This is a genomic window from Streptomyces sp. NPDC031274 (genome assembly GCF_055570235.1).
Genome location: NZ_JBVIHP010000013.1, coordinates 20,555 through 40,304, shown reverse-complemented (window position 1 = coordinate 40,304; position 19,750 = coordinate 20,555). Strand labels below are relative to the sequence as shown.

Genomic DNA, 19,750 nt, shown 5'->3' with positions numbered 1-19,750 from the left:
GCACCTCGTTACCATGCGTGGACGCACAACCGACGACCACTGACGACAACGAGGACGGGCAACGCGTGGCCGAGGCGGCAGACTTCCCGGGGACCAGTCCCTCACCTGCCCGCCGGTGGCTGCGGCGTACGGCAGCGTTGCTGGCTGCGGCCCCAGTGCTGGCCGGCATGCTGCAGCTGTCGGCGGAGCCGACCGCGCACGCCGCGGCACCGAGTGCGGCACCGAGTGCGGCAGCGGATGCCACCGGTTCGAACACCGTCGACGTCTCGCTCAACGCACTCACACCCACCGCCCCGTCGGACGGGGACACGCTCACCGTCCGCGGGACAGTCACCAACGAGGGCAAGCAGCCGGTGACGGGAGCCGAGGTCGGGCTACGCCTGGGGCCGGCCCTGAACGGCCGGAGCGCGATCGACTCCGCCGCCAAGCGCACCGGCTACCAGGCGGGAGCGGACGGCAATGAGGTCGGCGGCAAGTACGTCAAGAAATTCTCCAAGCTCGCCCCCGGCATCCGTCAGGACTTCAGCATCTCCGTGCCGGTCAAGGCCCTGGACCTCGGCGCCGACGGGGTCTACCAGCTCGGGGTCTCGCTGACGGGCCGGACGACCGCCCAGCCGTGGTCCCAGGTGCTCGGCTTCGAGCGGACCTTCCTGCCGTGGCAGTCGAGCGCCGCCGACACGAAGACCAAGACGACCTATCTGTGGCCGCTCATCTCCACCCCGCACCTCACGGCGGAGACCGGCTCGGACGAGCAGCAGACGCCCGTCTTCACGGACGACGACCTGGCCAAGGAACTCGCCCCCGGCGGTCGCCTCGAGCAGATGCTGTCCCTGGGCCGCCAGCTCGACGTCGCCTGGGTCATCGATCCCGACCTGCTGGCATCGGTCGACGCGATGACGCGGAACTACCGGGTGCAGACCGCCAACGGCAAGGGCACCACGGCGGGCAAGCACCAAGCGGTCGCCAAGGAGTGGCTCAACAAGCTCGAGCAGACCGTGAAGGACGAGAAGGTCGTCGCGCTGCCCTTCGCCGATCCCGACCTCGCCTCGCTCGCCCACAACGGAAAGGCCGTCACCGGCTCTCTCGGCCAGCTCAAGGACGCCACCGATGTAGGAGCGGAGGCCGTGGAGGTCATCCTCCACGTCAAGCCTCAGTCGGACTTTGCGTGGCCCGTGAACGGCGCCCTCGATCCGTCGATCGTCGATGTCTCCAGCTCAGCGGGCGCCCACACGTTGATCGCCCGGAGCGACAGCCTGCGCGATTCCAGCAGCCTTCCGTACACACCCAACGCCGCCAGGCCCATCGGCGGCGGCAAGACGGCCGTGGTGGCCGACGCACGCCTCTCCACGGCCTTTCAGGGCGACATGACGGGGGCAGAGGGCTCCACACTCGCCGTGCAGGAGTTTCTCGCGCAGAGCCTGATGCTCACGCTGCAGGAACCGGACAAGCAGCGCAGCATCGTCGTCGCCCCGCAGCGCATGCCGTCCGCCAGCCAGGCCCAGTCGATGGCGAAGGCGCTGTCCGCCCTCTCCGACGAGCGCTGGTCGCAGCCGCAGGACCTGTCGTCGGCGGCGAAGACGAAGCCGGACCCGGCGGCCTCGACCAAGGTGCCTTCGGCCGCTTCCTATCCGCTGGCGCTGCGTAAGCAGGAGCTGCCGAAGTCGGCCTTCAAGTCCATTCAGAACACCCAGAACAAGCTCAACCGCTTCCAGACGATCCTCAGCGAGCCCGACCGTGTGATCACGCCCTTCGGGCGGGCCATAGACCGTGAGATGTCGACGTCCTGGCGCGGCAGGACCGGCAAGGCGGCGACATTCCGCCAGAGCGTGGAGAAGTACCTGACCACGCTCGTCGAGCAGGTGGCGCTGATCCCGAAGTCCGACGCGAAGCTCTCGGGGCGCAGCGCGACGATCCCGGTGACGGTGCAGAACAACCTCGTCCAGGGTGTCGACCACATGGTTCTGCGCCTGACGTCGGAGAACCCCACACGTCTGAAGATCGGCGACAGGGCCTACTCGGAACAGCCGGTCAAGATCTCGGGCGGACACGCCCAGTCGGTCAAGTTCACCACCACGGCCAATGCCAATGGCCCGGTCCCGGTCTACGCCCAGCTCTACACCGAGGACGGTCAGCCGTACGGCGAGCCGGTCCGCTTCGACGTGAACGTCACCGAGATCACCCTGACCGTGATGCTGGTCATCGCCGGCGGCGTACTGCTCCTCGTGCTCGCCGGATTCCGGATGTACACCCAGCGCAAGCGGGCCGCCCGTCAGCAGGCCGAGGAAGGCCCGGAGGACGGCCCTGAAGGCGGCTCCGACGGTGGGTCCGGCACGGAGCCGGGGGAGGACGACCCCGAGCAGCCGAGTGACCCGACACCGGACACCGCTCCGGAAAGCGCCGACCCGTCGGACACGGGTGAGAGAGTGGACCGTTGAGCGATGTCGTGGCCGGTGGGCCCGGGGACGATGAGGTGGGGTAATCCATGAACGCGCCGTACGACGGTGACCGTGGCCAGGGGGCGGGCGGTTCCGGTCCCCCTGAGGGTGAGCAGGTGCCACCGCAGCCTGCCCCTGACCTGTACCTCCAGGACGCCTACGACCAGGACCCCTACCGGGCACAGGACCTCACCGCCCAGGACCCGGTGACCGAGGCGCTGTACGACCGCGCCGCACACCCCCCGCCCCCTCCCGGCTACTACCAGGACCCTCAGCCGCTCTACGCTCAGCCGCCCTCCCCGCAGCACGCTCCGGACCCCCGCGTGTGGGCCCAGACCCCGGCCCCCGAACCCGAAGGCCCGACCCGGCACCTCCCGTACGGCGACGACGCCCGTACGACGCAGTTCGTGGGCGTCGACGACCTGGTCACCCAGGCCGGCGAGGAACGCCACGAGCCGGACGCCTTCGCCCACCTCTTCCGGGACCAGCAGCCCGGCGGCTATCGCGAGCAGCCCGGTGGCTACCAGCAGGACGGCTACCAGCAGGGCACCGGTTACCCCCAGGGCAATGGTTATCCCCCGGGCAACGGCTACCCCCAGAGCAACGGCTATCCACAGCAGGACGGCTACCAGCCGCCCGAGCCTCCGATGGTCCCGGCCCCGGCGGCTCCCCCGGCTCCCGCTCCGGCCCCGAAGTCGGGCGGCGGCGGACGCGCGGCGAGCCTCTTGAAGTCGAGCGCGGTGATGGCCGCGGGCACGCTGGTGTCCAGGCTCACCGGCTTCGCGCGCACCCTGGTCATGGCCGCCGCGATCGGCGTCGGCACTCTCAACGACTCCTACCAGGTCGCCAACGTCCTGCCGACGATGATCTACGTCCTCGTCGGCGGCGGTGCACTGAACGCGGTCTTCATCCCGCAGCTCGTGCGTGCCATGAAGAACGACGACGACGGGGGCGAGGGCTACGCCAACCGCCTCCTCACGCTCATCATGGTCCTGCTCGCGGGTGTCACCGTCATCTGTGTGGTGGCCGCGCCACTGCTCGTACGCATGATGTCGCCGACGATCGCCGACGACCCCGTCCGGATGGACGTCACGGTCACCTTCGCGCGCTTCTGCATCCCGACGATGTTCTTCATGGGCGTGCACATCGTGCTCGGCCAGGTCCTGAACGCCCGCGGCCGGTTCGGCGCGATGATGTGGACGCCGGTCCTCAACAACATCGTGGTCATCGCCACCTTCGTGGCATTCATCTGGGCCTTCGGCAGCTTCAACGACACCAGCATCGACGCCAACACGATCACCCCCGAAGGCGCTCGCCTACTGGGTCTCGGCACCTTGCTCGGCCTCGCCGTGCAGGCCCTGTCGATGCTGCCGTACCTGCGCGAGGCAGGATTCAAGCTCCGGCTCCGATTCGACTGGCGCGGCCACGGCCTCGGCAAGGCCGCCCGGCTCGCCAAGTGGACCCTGTTCTTCGTTCTCGCCAACCAGCTCGGCATGGTCGTCGTCACCCAGCTGGCCACCAGCGCGGGCGCGACCGCCGAGAAACTGGGACACCCCGGCACCGGCATCACCGCGTACAACTACGCGCTGCTGCTGTGGCAGATGCCGCAGGCCATCATCACGGTCTCGGTCATGACCGCGGTGCTTCCCCGCATCTCTCGCTCCGCCAACGACGGAGACCCCGCCGCCGTCCGGGACGACATCTCCTACGGCCTGCGCACCTCGGCCGTGGCGATCGTCCCGTGTGCTTTCGCCTTCATCGCCCTGGGCGTTCCGATGGCGACTCTGCTCTACGCCAGTTCCGGCTCGGGCGCGCTCAACATCGGCTACACCCTGATGGCCTTCGGCCTCGGCCTGATCCCGTACTCGGTCCAGTACGTCGTCCTGAGGGGCTTCTACGCCTACGAGGACACGCGCACGCCGTTCTACAACACGGTCATCGTCGCGGCCGTCAACGCCGCCGCGTCCGCGGCCTGCTTCTTCGTCCTGCCCGCCCGCTGGGCCGTCGTCGGCATGGCCGCGTCCTACGGCCTCGCCTACACCGTCGGTGTCGGTGTCGCCTGGAGCCGACTGCGCAAGCGGCTGGGGGGCGACCTGGACGGCGCACAGGTGGCACGCACGTACACGAGGCTCATCGGAGCCTCGATCCCGGCGGCGATCATCGCAGGCGCCGTCGGCTACGGAATCCTCAAGACGCTGGGCAACGGCGCCGGCGGTTCGCTCATCGCGTTGGTGGTCGGCGGAATCGTCCTGGGCGGCCTCTTCTTCATCGCCGCCCGAAAGATGCGGATTGCGGAACTGAATTCGATGGTCGGCATGGTCCGCGGCCGTCTCGGACGGTGAGATTCAGGGGTTCGCACAACCATCACCGGCTACCGCGTGTCGTGCATAGCGCCGGACTGTGGGCACAATTGGGTTTGGCGTCTGACGAAGCGCAACGGATGGGGAGGCAGGAACGACGGTGGCGGAACGGAGCACGGCTGCCGTCGACGTGGCAGACAACAGCGGCGATGAGCCGCTGACCGCGAAGGCGGACGAGGCCACGGCCGACGGGGTGGCCCAGACCCGGGAGCGGGAAACGGCAGAAGAAGGCGCGGCGGAGACCGGTGAGCCCACTGGCCCGGGGGCGGCATCACCTCCCGAGCTGCACAGCGGCCACAAGCTCGCCAGACGCTACCGACTCGAAGAATGCGTCACCCGTCTGGACGGTTTCAGCAGCTGGCGTGCGGTGGACGAGAAACTCCGCCGGGCCGTCGGCGTGCATCTGCTGCCCGCCGACCACCCACGGGCACGCTCTGTACTCGCGGCGGCCCGTTCATCGGCGCTGCTCGGCGACCCCCGCTTCGTGCACGTCCTGGACGCGGTCGAGGAGAACGACCTCGTCTATGTGGTGCACGAGTGGCTGCCGGACGCCACGGAACTGACCGCACTGCTCGCTGCGGGCCCTCTTGAGGCACACGACGCGTACCAGCTGGTCAGTCAGGTCGCCCAGGCCATGGCGGCCGCCCACCGTGAGGGCCTCGCCCACCTGCGGCTGACCCCGAGCGCGGTACTGCGGACGTCCTCCGGTCAGTACCGCATCCGCGGCCTCGCCGTGAACGCGGCACTCCGCGGCATCAGCTCCGACACCCCGCAGCGCACGGACACCGAAGCGGTCGGCGCACTGCTGTACGCCTCACTGACCCAGCGCTGGCCCTACGAGGACGACGCGTACGGCCTCTCCGGGCTGCCCAAGGGCATCGGCCTCATCGCCCCCGATCAGGTGCGCGCAGGCGTACACAGGGGCCTCTCCGAGCTCGCCATGCGCGCGCTCGTGAACGAGGGGGCGACCGCCTCCCGCCAGGATCCGCCGTGCACGACGCCGGAGGAGCTGGTGAAGGCGATCGGCGAGATGCCGCGCATCCGCCCGCCGGAGCCCGTGTTCACCGCACCGCCCGAGTACCAGCGCACGACCTATCAGCAGGGCACCTACGGCCGCACCGCACCCCGTCCGGGTGCCACCCAGCCGGTTGCGGTGCCGCCGCCCCCGCTGCAGAGCCGTACCGGCAAGGCCCTCAAGTGGACCGTGTCCGCTCTCCTGATCGCGGCCCTGGGCCTCGGCAGCTGGCAGCTGGCGGACGCGCTGATGGACCGGGGCAATTCCGAAGACCCCGGCAGCTCGGAAACCTCCGACGGCGGCGACAAGAACAAGCCGAAGGCCACACAGCCGATCAAGATCGAGAACGGCCAGGAGTACGTTCTCGAGGGCGACGCGCAGGACCTTCCGGGGGTCCCCAACACGTACGACGGCGACAGCTCGACGTACTGGCGGACCAACAGCTTCATAGGAGGACCCAAGCTGGCCCCCTACAAGCCCGGCGTCGGCATCGTCTACGACCTCGGCAAAGAGCAGGACGTGTCCGCGGCGTCGATCGGTCTCCGCTACATCGGTGACCACACGACGATCGAGCTGTACGCCGCCGACTCGCTGTCCCCGTCGACGCCCCCGAGCTCGATGAAGAAGATCGGGACCGTCACGACGCAGGGCAAGACTGCGAAGATCAAGGCGAAGAAGTCCGTCGCGACGCAGTACGTACTCGTCTGGCTCACCGATGTACCGAGGTCACCCGGTGATGAGTTCAGCAGGGCTGGGTACAAGCAGGCCATCACGGACGTGAAGTTCGCAGGCTGAGGACCGAGGCTCACCGGGGGAGGGGGTTCGACGGTGGACGGCACCACGCACGGCGAGATGAGCGACCAGGACCTCCTGGCCCATCACGTGGCAGGTGACAAGGACGCCTTCGGTGAGCTCGTACGGCGCCATCGCGATCGTCTGTGGGCCGTGGCCCTGCGCACGCTGGGCGACCGCGAGGAGGCCGCTGACGCGGTCCAGGACGCTCTGGTCTCCGCCTACCGCGCCGCGCACACCTTCCGCGGGCAGTCGGCCGTCACGACGTGGCTGCATCGGATCACCGTGAACGCCTGCCTCGACCGGGCGCGCAAGGCGGCGTCCCGGAAGACCTCTCCCATCGATGACGCGGAACGGCTCGAGCAACTCCTCGAACCGCACGAGTCGGCGGCGGCCCCCGTCGAGCGGAACGATCTGCACCGCGAGCTCCTCGAGGCGCTGGGCACCCTGCCGCACGACCAGCGCGCCGCCCTCGTCCTCGTGGACATGCAGGGCTACCCGGTGGCCGAGGCGGCCCAGGTCCTCGATGTACCCACCGGCACAGTGAAGAGCCGCTGCGCACGCGGCAGAGCCAGACTGCTGCCACTGCTCACTCACCTGCGTACGGAGGCGCGTACGCAAGGCACAGAGAGCGGTGACGACAAAGACGGTAAGAAGTCGGGCCCGGGAAGGAACCGGACGCAGGGGACATCCGTCCCACCTGCAGCGGGGCCACGGGATACGGGACCAAGCGATCCAGCTGCTGTGAAGGGCGGAGGTGGGCGAGCGTGACAACCACGACCGACTCGGCCGGGCACCCAGAAGTCGCTGAGATCTCCGACCTCACAGAGGGACTGCTCCCCCTGTCCCGAACCGTCGATGTGCGACGGCACCTGGACGACTGCACGCTCTGTGCCGATGTCTACGACTCCCTGGAAGAGATCCGGGGCATGCTCGGCACACTGCCGGGACCGCCGCGGATGCCGGTCGACGTCGCCGGACGCATCGACGCGGCACTGGCGGCCGAAGCACTGCTGGACTCCATCGCACCCGGCTCCGTCGACCCGGTCGATCGGGATCCGATGCTCAAGCCCACGGCCTCCGTGCGTGTTTCACGTGAAACATCGCCCGCCTCCGGTGAACCCTCTGAACCCTTCGAGCCGTCCGAGCCCTCTCGCGCTCCCACCTCCAGCCCACCCGCGGACCGGCCCGCCGGACACTCTCACGCCGCCACGGGACCCGGGCGAGGACGCCGGTTCCGGGGCGGACGTCGGCGCAACGTAGTGCTCGGTGCCGTCTTCACGGCAGCCGCCATCGGTCTCGGCTCCTTGTTGATACAGAACCTGGGCAGCGACTCAGGCGGTACGAGCGATACGGCATCGCGCCACGCCGACCCGGCGCACGCCTTCTCCGAGGGCAAGCTCAAGGGCCAGGTGAACGACCTGCTCGCCAAGGCGCCCACCACGGAGTCCGATCCCGGAAGCAGCAAGCCGTCCTTCGATGTGCGGTCCAGCCCCGAGTCCCCGAAGGACAAACAGGCACCGCTGCGCGAGGCCACCGTCAACGTCCCGAAGTGCGTTCAGCTCGGCATCGGCGACAGGACACCGCTCGCAGCAGAAGAAGGCACATATAAGGGGAAGGACGCCTACCTCGTCGTGGCGTCCCACGACTCCGACAGCATGAAGGTCTCCGCCTACGTCATCGACGCCGCGTGCGTGGACAAGGCCTCGTCGGCCACCACTGCGGGCAAGGTACTGCTGACCAACTCCTACGCGCGGCCCTGACCCTCCCACCGCCACGGCGGGAGACTCGGCTCAGCGTGGCATCCTGACGTCCCTGACATGCTTCCGTGCGCTCGGACACGTCGGGAATGCATGCCCCGTAGGATCCGTTGGGTGGGGTGAGAGACCTGAGACAGGCATCCCCTACCAGTACGCAGCAGTCTCCAGAGACGAGGAATCAAGCCGTGACCGACGTCCGTAACGTGATCATCATCGGCTCCGGGCCCGCCGGCTACACGGCGGCGCTCTACACCGCGCGAGCGTCGCTGAAGCCCCTGGTGTTCGAGGGCGCCGTCACCGCCGGCGGTGCGCTGATGAACACCACCGAGGTGGAGAACTTCCCGGGCTTCCAGGACGGCGTCATGGGCCCCGACCTCATGGACAACATGCGCGCCCAGGCCGAGCGCTTCGGCGCCGAGCTGGTTCCGGACGATGTGGTCTCCGTCGACCTCAGCGGCGAGATCAAGACCGTGACGGACACGGCGGGCACCGTGCACCGCGCGAAGTCCGTGATCGTGACGACGGGTTCCCAGCACCGCAAGCTCGGCCTGCCGAACGAGGACGTACTCTCCGGCCGGGGCGTCTCCTGGTGCGCGACCTGCGACGGCTTCTTCTTCAAGGACCAGGACATCGCCGTGATCGGCGGCGGCGACACCGCGATGGAGGAGGCCACCTTCCTCTCCCGCTTCGCCAAGTCCGTGACGATCGTGCACCGCCGCGACAGCCTGCGTGCCTCCAAGGCGATGCAGGAGCGCGCGCTGGCCGACCCGAAGATCAGCTTCATCTGGGACAGCGAGGTCGCCGAGATCAAGGGCGAGCAGAAGCTCTCCGGTCTTACGCTGCGCAACCTCAAGACGGGCGAGACCTCCGAGCTGCCCGTCACCGGCCTGTTCATCGCGATCGGCCACGACCCGCGCACGGAGCTCTTCAAGGGGCAGCTCACGTTGGACGGCGAGGGCTACCTGACGGTCGACGCGCCTTCGACCCGGACGAACGTGCCCGGCGTCTTCGCCGCCGGTGACGTCGTCGACCACACGTACCGCCAGGCGATCACGGCGGCCGGCACCGGCTGCTCCGCCGCCCTCGACTCCGAGCGGTTCCTCGCTGCCCTCGTGGACAGCGAGACGGCCGCAGCGACCGTCTGACATCCCATCCTCCCCACCGCACCACCGAGTTAAGGAGCCCGCCGTGGCCGGCACTCTGAAGAACGTGACCGACGCCTCCTTCGAGGAAGACGTCCTGAAGAACGACAAGCCCGTCCTGGTGGACTTCTGGGCCGCCTGGTGCGGACCGTGCCGCCAGATCGCGCCGTCTCTCGAGGCGATCGCGGCCGAGCACGGCGACAAGATCGAGATCGTCAAGCTCAACATCGACGAGAACCCGGGCATCGCGGCCAAGTACGGCGTCATGTCCATCCCGACCCTGAACGTGTACCAGGGTGGCGAGGTGGCCAAGACGATCGTCGGCGCCAAGCCGAAGGCCGCGTTGGAGCGCGACCTCGCGGACTTCATCGCCGAGTAACGAGCGGCGCCGCGGCAAGCGACGCGTTGTTTCACGTGAAACACGAATGGGCCAACCCTCCGGGGTTGGCCCATTCGCATGACAGGCATGACAGGGGTGAGTCAGAGCGGTCGGAGCACAGGCTCCTTCTGCACCGCCCCGAGCAACCGGTCGAGCGCCATCTCGACGTCTTCCTTCCAGGAGAGCGTCGTCCGCAGCTCAAGCCTCAACCGCGGATATGAGGGATGCGGGCGGACCGTCTTGAAGCCCACCGCCAGTAGGTGATCGGCGGGCAGCACACAGGCGGGCTTCTCCCATCGGGCATCCCCGAAGGCCTCGATCGCCTTGAACCCGCGCCGCAGCAGATCCTTCGCCACCGTCTGGACGATGACACGGCCGATTCCCTGGCCCTGATAGCCCGGCATGATCCAGGCGGTCATCAGCTGAACGGCATCGGGGGACACGGGGCTCGTCGGGAAGGCGGTGGCGCGAGGCACGTACGCCGGTGGGGCGTACAGCACGAAGCCGACCGGAACCTCATCGACGTAGACGACTCGGCCGCAGGATCCCCACTCCAGCAGGACGGCGGAGATCCACGCCTCCTTCTCGAGCTCCGGCGTACCGGCCTTTACCGCGGCTTGGCCGCGGACCGGGTCCAGCTCCCAGAAGACACACGTCCGGCAACGCTGGGGAAGGTCCGGAAGGTTGTCCAGCGTGAGCGGTACGAGCCGACGCCCCATGAAGGCTGTTCCTCACTTCCTTCGCCTGCCGCATCACGGGCAGCAGTCAGAGCGCTCCGTTCCTTCAGCAGGCTGCCGACGAATCCGCCGACCGCTCCCAGCCCAAGGCCCGCAGTCATCAATCCGGTGCGGCTCACCGATCGCATGGCCCTCTCCTCCCCAATGAGGTGCCGTCAGCTGGATGCGCCATACCCAATCGCATCGTATCCACGATGCGATTGCACCGATACCGTAAGAAAGCAAAGAGCGGGCCGTGTTCCGGTACACACCGGACACGGCCCGCTCTCAGCGGACTGGCTGATGAGGCTCAGGCCTTTTCGCCCTCGGACGTGTCGTCCTCAGCGGAACCCTCGGCAGATTCCTCGGCAGATTCCTCGGCGGAGTCCTCAGCGAGTCCGTTCGTCAGGACCGGACCCTCGCCCGGAGCGAGCGTCGTGAGAATGCGCTCCAGGTCCTCCAACGAGGCGAAGTCGACGACGATCTTGCCCTTCTTCTGCCCCAGGTCCACCCGCACGCGGGTCTCGAACCGGTCGGAGAGACGACTGGCGAGGTTGGTCAGCGACGGCGACACCCGACCGCCAGCACGCGGCCCCTTGGCCCGCGGGGCACTCTGCGGTCGCGAACCCATGAGGGTCACGATCTCCTCGACGGCCCGCACCGAGAGCCCCTCGGCCACGATCCGGAGCGCCAAGCGGTTCTGCTCCTCCGAGTCCTCGACGGACAGCAGAGCACGAGCGTGGCCCGCGGAGAGCACTCCGGCAGCGACCCTGCGCTGAACCGCGGGCGACAGCTTCAGGAGCCGCAGCGTGTTCGAGACCTGCGGACGGGAACGGCCGATCCGGTCCGCCAGCTGGTCGTGCGTGCAGTGGAAGTCCTTGAGCAGCTGGTCGTAGGCGGCAGCCTCTTCCAGCGGGTTCAGCTGTGCGCGGTGCAGGTTCTCAAGGAGCGCGTCCAGGAGAAGCTTCTCGTCGTCCGTCGCACGGACGATCGACGGGATGCGCTCGAGTCCGGCCTCACGGCAAGCCCGCCAGCGCCGCTCACCCATGATGAGCTCGTAGCGCGAGGCCCCTACCTGTCGTACGACCACAGGCTGGAGAAGCCCGACCTCCTTGATGGAGGTGACAAGCTCAGAAAGAGCGTCCTCGTCGAAGACTTCGCGAGGCTGCCTCGGGTTGGGCGTGATGTAGTCGAGAGGCAGCTCGGCGAAGTGCGCACCGACCGGACTCTCCTCGGTCTCCACCGCTCCGTTCAGCGGCTGCTCCGTTTCATGTGAAACGGGGCTCTGCGGGAGGGCCGCCACCTTCGCGGCCGCCACCCCCCGCTCGGCGGTCAGCACCGGTACAGCACCAGGCGAAGTCGTAGCTCCGCCCATGGCCTGGGCGGTCGACTTCTCCGTCGGGGCCGCAGGGATCAGGGCGCCGAGGCCACGACCCAGCCCTCTCCGTCGCTCGCTCACTGCATCCCCTTCGTCATACTGTGCTGATCATTCTGAGCGCCCATCTGGGCGTGCTGTACGTCGTAGCGAACTCCGACGCCGCGTAGCGCGATCTCCCGTGCCGCCTCGAAGTACGAGAGGGCACCGCTCGACCCCGGATCGTAGGTCAGCACGGTCTGCCCGTAACTCGGCGCCTCGGAGATACGGACCGAGCGGGGAATGCTCGTCCGCAGAACTTCTTCGCCGAAGTGGCTTCGTACCTCGTCTGCCACCTGTGAGGCGAGCCGGGTCCGGCCGTCGTACATGGTGAGCAGGATCGTCGAGACGTGCAGGTTGGGGTTGAGGTGCCCCCTCACCAGGTCGACGTTGCGCAGGAGCTGCCCGAGACCCTCCAGTGCGTAGTACTCGCACTGAATGGGGATCAGCACCTCCGCGCCGGCGACCAGAGCGTTGACCGTCAGTAGACCGAGCGACGGCGGGCAGTCGATGAGGATGTAGTCCAGCGGCTGCTCGTACGCCTGGATCGCCCGCTGCAGTCGGCTCTCCCGTGCCACCAGCGACACAAGCTCGATCTCCGCACCGGCGAGATCGATGGTGGCCGGGGCACAGAAGAGTCCCTCGACGTCAGCGACCGGCTGCACGACTTCGGAGAGCGGCCTGCTGTCGACCAACACGTCGTAGATGGATGGCACTTCGGCGTGGTGATCGATCCCCAGAGCCGTGGAGGCGTTGCCCTGCGGGTCGAGGTCGACGACCAGGACGCGCGCGCCGTGCAGAGCGAGCGAAGCGGCGAGATTGACGGTTGTCGTCGTCTTGCCCACTCCACCCTTCTGATTGGCGACCACCATGACTCGGGTCTGCTCGGGTCGTGGCAGGCCCTCGCCTGCACGACCAAGGGCTTCGACCGCCAGTTGGGCAGCACGACCGATTGGGGTGTCGTCCATCGGGGGCGGTGTTTCACGTGAAACATCCTCCCCCGCCGACTCGGTACGGGGACCGGGGACCGGATCGGTCATCGGTCCCGCGATGTTGGCGTCGGACCGCAAGGATTCACTCTCCTCGACTTCAGGCTCGCAATGAACAGAGCCTCCCATGCTTTGAGGGTCATGAACCAGCGAGGCCCGGTCTTGTGTGGACGAATCCACCTCTGTGGACAACTCCGTCCCCTTGTTGAGGGAACCGAGTGGGCGGCGGTCGCGAGGTTCCGCAGCGCGGCCGCGACTGATGATGCCATGCAGCAGTGAGCGACGTTTCACGTGAAACACGATGCACGGCAGCCGGGGTGCCGCTTGCGCGACACCCCGGTATGCGTACGTTTGGCAGCTTTTGTGGAGTAAGGCTCGTCGTCACGACGGATCAACGACGAACGCAAGACGCTGGCCGACGAGCGCAAGACCGCTCGGCAACGAGAGCGGCACCGCTCAGCGGCGACGCCGAGTCCGCCCCGTCCGGGCAGCCTTCGCGCGCTTGGCCGCGAAGCGCACACCGCCGGGGCTCTCCCCGACCTCCACCCGCACGACCGTGGACAGCGGGTCCACCACGCCCTCACCGACGTGCAACACCGAGGTGTTGACCGCGCCGAGCTTGCTCAGAGCGGCCCCTGCGGCCTTGACCTCTTCCTCCGCCGTGTCGCCCTTGAGCAGCAGCATCTCCCCGTACGGACGCAGGAGCGGCACGCCCCAGGCCGCGAGGCGGTCCAGCGGCGCCACCGCCCGCGCGGTCACCACGTGGACGGGAGGCAGCTTCCCAAGGACCTCCTCGGCGCGGCCACGCACGACGGTCACGTGGTCGAGTCCGAGCAGCTCGACCACTTCGGTGAGGAAGGTCGTCCGCCGCAGCAGGGGTTCAAGCAGCGTGATCTTCAGATCCGGCCGGACGAGAGCCAGCGGAATCCCGGGCAGACCCGCCCCCGAGCCGACATCGCACACCATCACGTTCTCGGGCACGACCTCGGAGAGGACCGCGCAGTTCAGCAGATGCCGCTCCCACAGCCGGGGCACTTCGCGGGGGCCGATCAGTCCGCGCTGCACTCCCGCGTCGGCCAGCAACTCCGCGTACCGGACCGCGTCCGAGAAGCGCTCACCGAATACCGCCCGGGCCTGCTCGGGCGCCGAGGGGAGCTCCGCTGCCTCCGTCACGGGGACCGTCCTTCCGTACCGCACTGGGGATGGCTGACTATCAGGCTGACAAAGACCGGCCCCGCCTGCGAACAGACGGGGCCGGGAAAACAACGTGCGATCAGGCGGGAAGCACGACGACGAAGCGCTGCGGCTCCTCGCCCTCGGACTCGCTGCGCAGACCGGCGGCCTTGACCGCATCATGCACGACCTTGCGCTCGAAGGGCGTCATCGGCTTGAGGTTGACCGGCTCGCCGGAGCTCTTCACCTCGGCCGCGGCCTTGGCGCCCAGCTCGGAGAGCTCCTCGCGCTTCTTGGCGCGGTAGCCCGCGATGTCCAGCATCAGGCGGCTGCGGTCACCGGTCTCACGGTGCACGGCGAGGCGTGTCAGCTCCTGAAGCGCCTCCAGGACCTCACCGTCACGGCCGACGAGCTTCTGCAGATCGCGGCCGTTCGAGTCGCTGATGATCGAGACAGCGGCGCGGTCGGCCTCTACGTCCATGTCGATGTCGCCGTCGAGATCGGCGATGTCCAGCAGACCCTCGAGGTAGTCCGCCGCGATCTCACCCTCCTGCTCAAGACGGGTGAGAGTGTCTCCGGCCTCGACCTCGGCCTCGGCGGGGGCGGTGGTGCCTTCCGTCACGGGATGGACTCCTTCTACTTCTTGGACGGGTGCTTGGGCCGCTGCTGGCCCTTGCGCTGCCCCGACTTGGCTTGGCGTGCGTTACCTGACCCGGACTTGCCACCCGCGGGCGTGCCCTTGGGAGTGGCGTCCTCAGGCTCGTCCTGAGTCTTCTCCAGTGACGTCTTCGCATCCGAAGCCGTCTCCGTGTCACTCTCCGCCTTGCTCTGTGCGGCGGCGGACTGGCGCTGCGACTTGCTCTGGCGCTTGGGCTGCTGCCGCTTCGGGGCACCGCCACCGGCGGCCGGAGTGCCGTCCTCGGTCTCCGTGGCGACAGCGGAGTCACTCGGCGCGACGGAGCCGTCGGCCTGGGCCACCAGGCCCGCCTTGCTCAGACCGTTGATGAACTTGCGCTCGAACTCGTTGCGGTCACGGCCCTTGGCGACGATCGCCTTCATGACGTTCGTGTTGCCACGGCCCCGCACCTTCTTGGTGTGCGTGAGCTGCTTCTGCAGGCGCTCCAGGAACGCGGCCTGGGCCTTGGAGCCCGGAGTCGGGTTCCGACGGATCACGAACATCTGCTGACCCATGGTCCACACGTTGGTGGTCAGCCAGTAGACGAGGACACCGACGGGGAAGTTGATGCCGAACACGGCGAACATGATCGGGAAGACGTACATCAGCATCTTCTGCTGCTGCATGAACGGCGTCTTGACCGTCGTGTCCACGTTCTTCGTCATCAGCTGGCGCTGTGTGTAGAACTGCGAGAACGACATCATCACGATCATGATCGCGGTCACGACGCGGACGTCGGTCAGCGAGGCGTGCAGCGCCGCGACCTTGTCCTCGCTGTCCATGAACTTCGCGGCCAGCGGGGCGCCGAAGATGTGCGCCTTCTGCGCGCTCTCGAGCAGCGGCTTGTCGATGACGCCGATGGTGTCGTTCGACGCGATGCCGGAGAGCACGTGGTACAGGGCGAAGAAGAACGGCGACTGCGCCAGGATGGGAAGGCACGAGGAGAGCGGGTTGGTGCCCGACTCCTTGTACAGCTTCATCATCTCTTCGGACTGACGCTGCTTGTCGCTCTTGTAGCGTTCCTGGATCTTCTTCATCTCGGGCTGCAGCGTCTGCATCGCCCTGGTCGCCTTGATCTGCTTCACGAAGAGCGGGATCAGGCAGATACGGATCAGGATCACCAGGGACACGATGGACAAGCCCCAGGCCCAGCCCGTGTCAGGGCCGAAAATGGCCCCGTACAGCGAGTGGAACTGGACGATGACCCAGGAAACGGGTGTCGTGATGAAGCTGAACAGACTGGCAATCGTGTCCACTAATCAGGCTCCTTGAGCATGGGACGGGGTCTCGGCGGCCGGGCCAGGGGTATCCGGGGAGATCTCCCCGGACGGCACGCCAGCGGCGGAGGGCCCGCCCTTGCGTTCGCGCCACATGGCGCGCAGCATCTCGTGCCACCGCGGGCGCTTGCGCGGTGGGACATGGTCGACACCACCGAGCGACCACGGATTGCACCGCAGGATGCGCCAGGCCGTCAGCGCCGTTCCCTTGATCGCACCGTGCCGGTCAATGGCCAGGTAGCCGTAGCGGGAGCATGACGGGTAGTACTTGCACACCGGACCAAGCAACGGACTGATCGTCCACTGATACAGCTTGATCAGAGCCAGCAGTGGGTACTTCATCGAGCGCCCCCTCCCAGCAGCCGCTGAAGAGCGGCATCCAGGTCTTGGGCCAGCTGTGCATGGGTGGCGTCGCCCGCACCGGGCAACGCTCGTACGACTACCAGGCTACCGGGGGGCAGCTGGGCCACCCGGTCACGCATCAGGTGGCGAAGCCTGCGCTTCACCGTGTTGCGTACGACAGCTCCGCCAACGGCCTTGCTCACGACGAAACCCGCACGCGTCGGAGGAGAGCTCTCCCCAGGCACGTGCGGGTCCGTTGCACCGCTACGTAGATGGACGACGAGAAGCGGGCGTCCGGCCCGTCGTCCTCGGCGTACCGCGGTCGCGAAATCTTCGCGCCGCCTCAGCCGATGCTCGGTAGGCAGCACGACGTCATGACCTAATGCGATTAAGCGGAAAGGCTGGCGCGACCCTTGCCACGACGGTTCGCGAGAATCGCGCGGCCGGCACGGGTGCGCATCCGCAGGCGGAAGCCGTGGGTCTTGGCGCGGCGACGGTTGTTCGGCTGGAAGGTGCGCTTGCTCACTCGGGGGCTCCAGAAATGATTGTGTGGTGGCGGGACATCGCCTGGCTGTCACCGTGCGCCCACGAGAAGCTCGCGAATACGCACCGAGTGCACCGCTTCACAATCACAGATCGTGATCTTTGCCCATCGGAGGCAGGCGGCAGCAGCCATCGACAACTCGACCTGGTCACGGTACGCGGGGCTACGCCATCCGGTCAAACCGACCGTCAGGGAGAGACACTGTGCACAGCCTGTGGACAACAACTTGAACCGCAGCCGTTGCCCTGACTACCGTGGCCAAACTCCGATTCATTCCCTTCTCCCCGCCCATCCCGGTTTCCGTCCCTAGAACCACACCTTCGTGGGACCCCATGAGAGAGCGTGCCCTGTGGCTGATGTACCTGCCGATCTTGCCGCAGTGTGGCCACGAGTTCTGGAGCAGCTGCTGGGTGAGGGGCGGGGGCACGGGGTCGACGCGAAGGACGAGCGTTGGATCAAGCGCTGCCAGCCACTGGCGCTTGTGGCCGACACCGCGCTGCTCGCCGTGCCGAACGAGTTCGCCAAGGGCGTGCTCGAAGGCCGTCTTGCCCCCATCGTCAGCGAGTCGCTGAGCCGTGAGTGCGGCCGCCCGATCCGTATCGCCATCACGGTGGACGACTCGGTCGGTGACCCCATGGACCGGCCCACCCCGCCGGCGCCGCCCATGCAGCAGCAGCCCCTCCAGCAACAGTCCGGCCAGCAGCAGCAGCGCTACGAAGAGCCCGAGCAGCACCCGGGCCCCGGCCAGGGGCACGACGCGTACGACGGTTACGGCCGCCGCGCCCCGGACGAGCACTCCTCGGGTCGCGGGCCGGACCAGCTGCCGACCGCCCGCCCCGCGTACCCCGACTATCAGCGCCCAGGACCCGGCGCCTGGCCGCAGCAGCAACACCAGCAGCCGCCCCAGCAGCAGGACGACTACGGCTGGCAGCAGCAGAGACTGGGCTTCCCCGAGCGGGACCCGTACGCGAGCCCCCAGCAGCAGCACGACTACCGGTCGCAGCCGCCGCAGGGGCACTCCACGCACTCCCCTTACGAACAACACCGCCAGGAGCGTCACGACCGGCAGGACCAGCAGGACCGCCACGACCGGCGTGACCGGCACGAGCAGTCCCCTGGGTCCGGCGGGCACTCCAACCCCCGGGGCAACGGTCACGGCGTCCACGGTCACGGCGCCCCTGGCCCGCTGGCCGCGCAGCCGGCCCCCGCGTCGGCCCCCGGCGAGCCCACCGCGCGCCTCAACCCGAAGTACCTCTTCGACACCTTCGTGATCGGTGCGTCGAACCGTTTCGCGCACGCGGCGGCCGTTGCCGTCGCCGAGGCGCCCGCCAAGGCGTACAACCCCCTCTTCATCTACGGAGAGTCGGGCCTTGGCAAAACGCATCTGCTGCACGCGATCGGGCACTATGCCCGCAGCCTCTATCCCGGCACGCGCGTGCGCTATGTGAGCTCCGAGGAGTTCACGAACGAGTTCATCAACTCCATCCGCGACGGCAAGGGCGACACCTTCCGCAAGCGGTACCGCGAGATGGACATCCTGCTCGTCGACGACATCCAGTTCCTCGCGAGCAAGGAGTCGACGCAGGAGGAGTTCTTCCACACCTTCAACACGCTCCACAACGCGAACAAGCAGATCGTGCTCTCCAGTGACCGGCCGCCCAAGCAGTTGGTGACCCTGGAGGACCGGCTGCGCAACCGCTTCGAGTGGGGACTGATCACCGACGTCCAGCCGCCGGAGCTGGAGACGCGTATCGCCATCCTTCGTAAGAAGGCGGTGCAGGAGCAGCTGAACGCCCCGCCGGAGGTCCTGGAGTTCATCGCGTCCCGCATCTCACGCAACATCCGTGAGCTCGAGGGCGCGCTGATCCGGGTCACGGCCTTCGCCTCGCTCAATCGGCAGCCGGTGGACCTGGGTCTTACGGAGATCGTCCTCAAGGACCTGATCCCGGGCGGCGAGGACGCGGCCCCCGAGATCACGGCTCCGGCGATCATGGCCGCGACGGCGGACTACTTCGGTCTCACGGTGGACGACCTCTGCGGATCCTCGCGCAGCCGCGTCCTGGTGACGGCGCGCCAGATCGCGATGTACCTCTGCCGCGAGCTGACGGACCTCTCCCTGCCCAAGATCGGCGCGCAGTTCGGCGGCCGCGACCACACGACGGTCATGCACGCCGACCGCAAGATCCGCGCCCTGATGGCCGAGCGGCGCTCGATCTACAACCAGGTCACCGAGCTCACCAACCGCATCAAGAACGGCTGACAGACGCACGGCAGACGCATGGCGGACACACCGACAGACGTCGGCAGCCGCACCGACAACCGCACCGACAGATGCTCTGAGAGCCGCTGAGAGCCACGCGGACACATCGCTGAAACGCCGCTGAAGGGCGCCCCGGAACAACTTCCGGGGCGCCCTTTGCCGTTGCGTACGCGCGCGTGGACCCCGTCCGACCCTCTCCACTGTTCGATTTCCCCAGCTGAGAGGCCTGTTCTCCACAGATCTGTGCTCTTTTTCCCCTCCACACCCTGGGGACCGGGAAGTTGTCCAGATGATGTCCACAGGGGACCCTGCTGAGGGATCATCAAGCCAGGTCAGGTGGTTGTGGATTCGTGGACGAAGACTCTCCACAGGCTGTGGATGAAAATCTCGTCCACAGGGTGTGCATGAACTTGTCCACCGGCCGCCCACAGGCTCGAGCCGGTTGTCCCCAGCTTTTCCCAGCTTCTCCACACGGC

At 67.8% G+C, this 19,750-nt stretch carries 17 protein-coding genes; 8 read left to right on the top strand and 9 right to left on the bottom strand.

Features of this window, described 5'->3' with window-relative positions:
* Positions 1–65 precede the first annotated feature (65 nt).
* The 7 genes from ACZ5CR_RS21365 (at position 66) to trxA (ending at position 9,883) form a co-directional block, all read left to right on the top strand.
* The gene (locus tag ACZ5CR_RS21365; RefSeq protein ID WP_468859953.1) at positions 66–2,435 is read left to right on the top strand and encodes a DUF6049 family protein; all 2,370 of its coding nucleotides are present in this window, start codon (positions 66–68) and stop codon (positions 2,433–2,435) included.
* 47 nt (positions 2,436–2,482) lie between these two features.
* On the top strand, positions 2,483–4,777 hold the full coding sequence (murJ, locus tag ACZ5CR_RS21360) for a murein biosynthesis integral membrane protein MurJ (RefSeq protein ID WP_468859678.1): 2,295 nt from the start codon (positions 2,483–2,485) through the stop codon (positions 4,775–4,777).
* Between the two features lie 118 nt (positions 4,778–4,895).
* Positions 4,896–6,605, top strand: a complete 1,710-nt coding sequence (locus tag ACZ5CR_RS21355) for a protein kinase family protein (RefSeq protein WP_468859676.1) — start codon at positions 4,896–4,898, stop codon at positions 6,603–6,605.
* A gap of 33 nt (positions 6,606–6,638) precedes the next feature.
* Positions 6,639–7,373 (top strand): RNA polymerase sigma factor SigM, encoded by a 735-nt coding sequence (gene sigM / locus ACZ5CR_RS21350; protein ID WP_468859675.1) that lies wholly within the window; start codon positions 6,639–6,641, stop codon positions 7,371–7,373.
* Complete coding sequence (locus ACZ5CR_RS21345; protein ID WP_468859674.1) at positions 7,370–8,365, top strand: hypothetical protein; 996 nt, start codon at positions 7,370–7,372, stop codon at positions 8,363–8,365. The genes sigM and ACZ5CR_RS21345 overlap by 4 nt, the downstream gene beginning before the upstream one ends.
* Before the next feature lie 182 nt (positions 8,366–8,547).
* On the top strand, positions 8,548–9,507 hold the full coding sequence (gene trxB, locus ACZ5CR_RS21340) for a thioredoxin-disulfide reductase (protein ID WP_468859672.1): 960 nt from the start codon (positions 8,548–8,550) through the stop codon (positions 9,505–9,507).
* 43 nt (positions 9,508–9,550) lie between these two features.
* Positions 9,551–9,883 (top strand): thioredoxin, encoded by a 333-nt coding sequence (trxA, locus tag ACZ5CR_RS21335; protein ID WP_135332065.1) that lies wholly within the window; start codon positions 9,551–9,553, stop codon positions 9,881–9,883.
* A 101-nt stretch (positions 9,884–9,984) separates the two neighbouring features.
* Here the strand turns inward: trxA and ACZ5CR_RS21330 are convergent, their stop codons facing one another.
* From ACZ5CR_RS21330 to rpmH, 9 genes are all read right to left on the bottom strand, one after another.
* Positions 9,985–10,602, bottom strand: a complete 618-nt coding sequence (locus ACZ5CR_RS21330; RefSeq protein WP_468859670.1) for a GNAT family N-acetyltransferase — start codon at positions 10,600–10,602, stop codon at positions 9,985–9,987.
* A 307-nt stretch (positions 10,603–10,909) separates the two neighbouring features.
* Entirely contained in the window at positions 10,910–12,058 is a 1,149-nt protein-coding gene (locus ACZ5CR_RS21325; protein ID WP_468859668.1) for a ParB/RepB/Spo0J family partition protein, read from the bottom strand.
* Positions 12,055–13,131: a ParA family protein gene (locus ACZ5CR_RS21320; RefSeq protein ID WP_468859952.1), complete on the bottom strand. Its 1,077-nt coding sequence runs from the start codon at positions 13,129–13,131 to the stop codon at positions 12,055–12,057. Before ACZ5CR_RS21320 ends, ACZ5CR_RS21325 begins: the two co-directional genes overlap by 4 nt.
* Positions 13,132–13,458: 327 nt before the next feature.
* Complete coding sequence (gene rsmG / locus ACZ5CR_RS21315; protein WP_468859666.1) at positions 13,459–14,175, bottom strand: 16S rRNA (guanine(527)-N(7))-methyltransferase RsmG; 717 nt, start codon at positions 14,173–14,175, stop codon at positions 13,459–13,461.
* A 100-nt stretch (positions 14,176–14,275) separates the two neighbouring features.
* On the bottom strand, positions 14,276–14,797 hold the full coding sequence (locus ACZ5CR_RS21310) for a Jag family protein (RefSeq protein WP_383272414.1): 522 nt from the start codon (positions 14,795–14,797) through the stop codon (positions 14,276–14,278).
* A 14-nt stretch (positions 14,798–14,811) separates the two neighbouring features.
* Entirely contained in the window at positions 14,812–16,107 is a 1,296-nt protein-coding gene (yidC, locus tag ACZ5CR_RS21305; protein ID WP_468859664.1) for a membrane protein insertase YidC, read from the bottom strand.
* 3 nt (positions 16,108–16,110) lie between these two features.
* A complete protein-coding gene (gene yidD, locus ACZ5CR_RS21300) occupies positions 16,111–16,470 on the bottom strand; it encodes a membrane protein insertion efficiency factor YidD (RefSeq protein ID WP_383272410.1) in 360 nt (119 codons plus the stop codon).
* The gene (rnpA, locus tag ACZ5CR_RS21295) at positions 16,467–16,838 is read right to left on the bottom strand and encodes a ribonuclease P protein component (protein ID WP_468859661.1); all 372 of its coding nucleotides are present in this window, start codon (positions 16,836–16,838) and stop codon (positions 16,467–16,469) included. The genes yidD and rnpA overlap by 4 nt, the downstream gene beginning before the upstream one ends.
* Positions 16,839–16,858: 20 nt before the next feature.
* Positions 16,859–16,996: a 50S ribosomal protein L34 gene (rpmH, locus tag ACZ5CR_RS21290; protein WP_006381191.1), complete on the bottom strand. Its 138-nt coding sequence runs from the start codon at positions 16,994–16,996 to the stop codon at positions 16,859–16,861.
* 367 nt (positions 16,997–17,363) lie between these two features.
* On the opposite strand from rpmH, the gene dnaA reads away from it, so the two are divergent.
* Complete coding sequence (gene dnaA / locus ACZ5CR_RS21285; protein ID WP_468859659.1) at positions 17,364–19,274, top strand: chromosomal replication initiator protein DnaA; 1,911 nt, start codon at positions 17,364–17,366, stop codon at positions 19,272–19,274.
* The last annotated feature ends 476 nt before the right edge of the window (positions 19,275–19,750 follow it).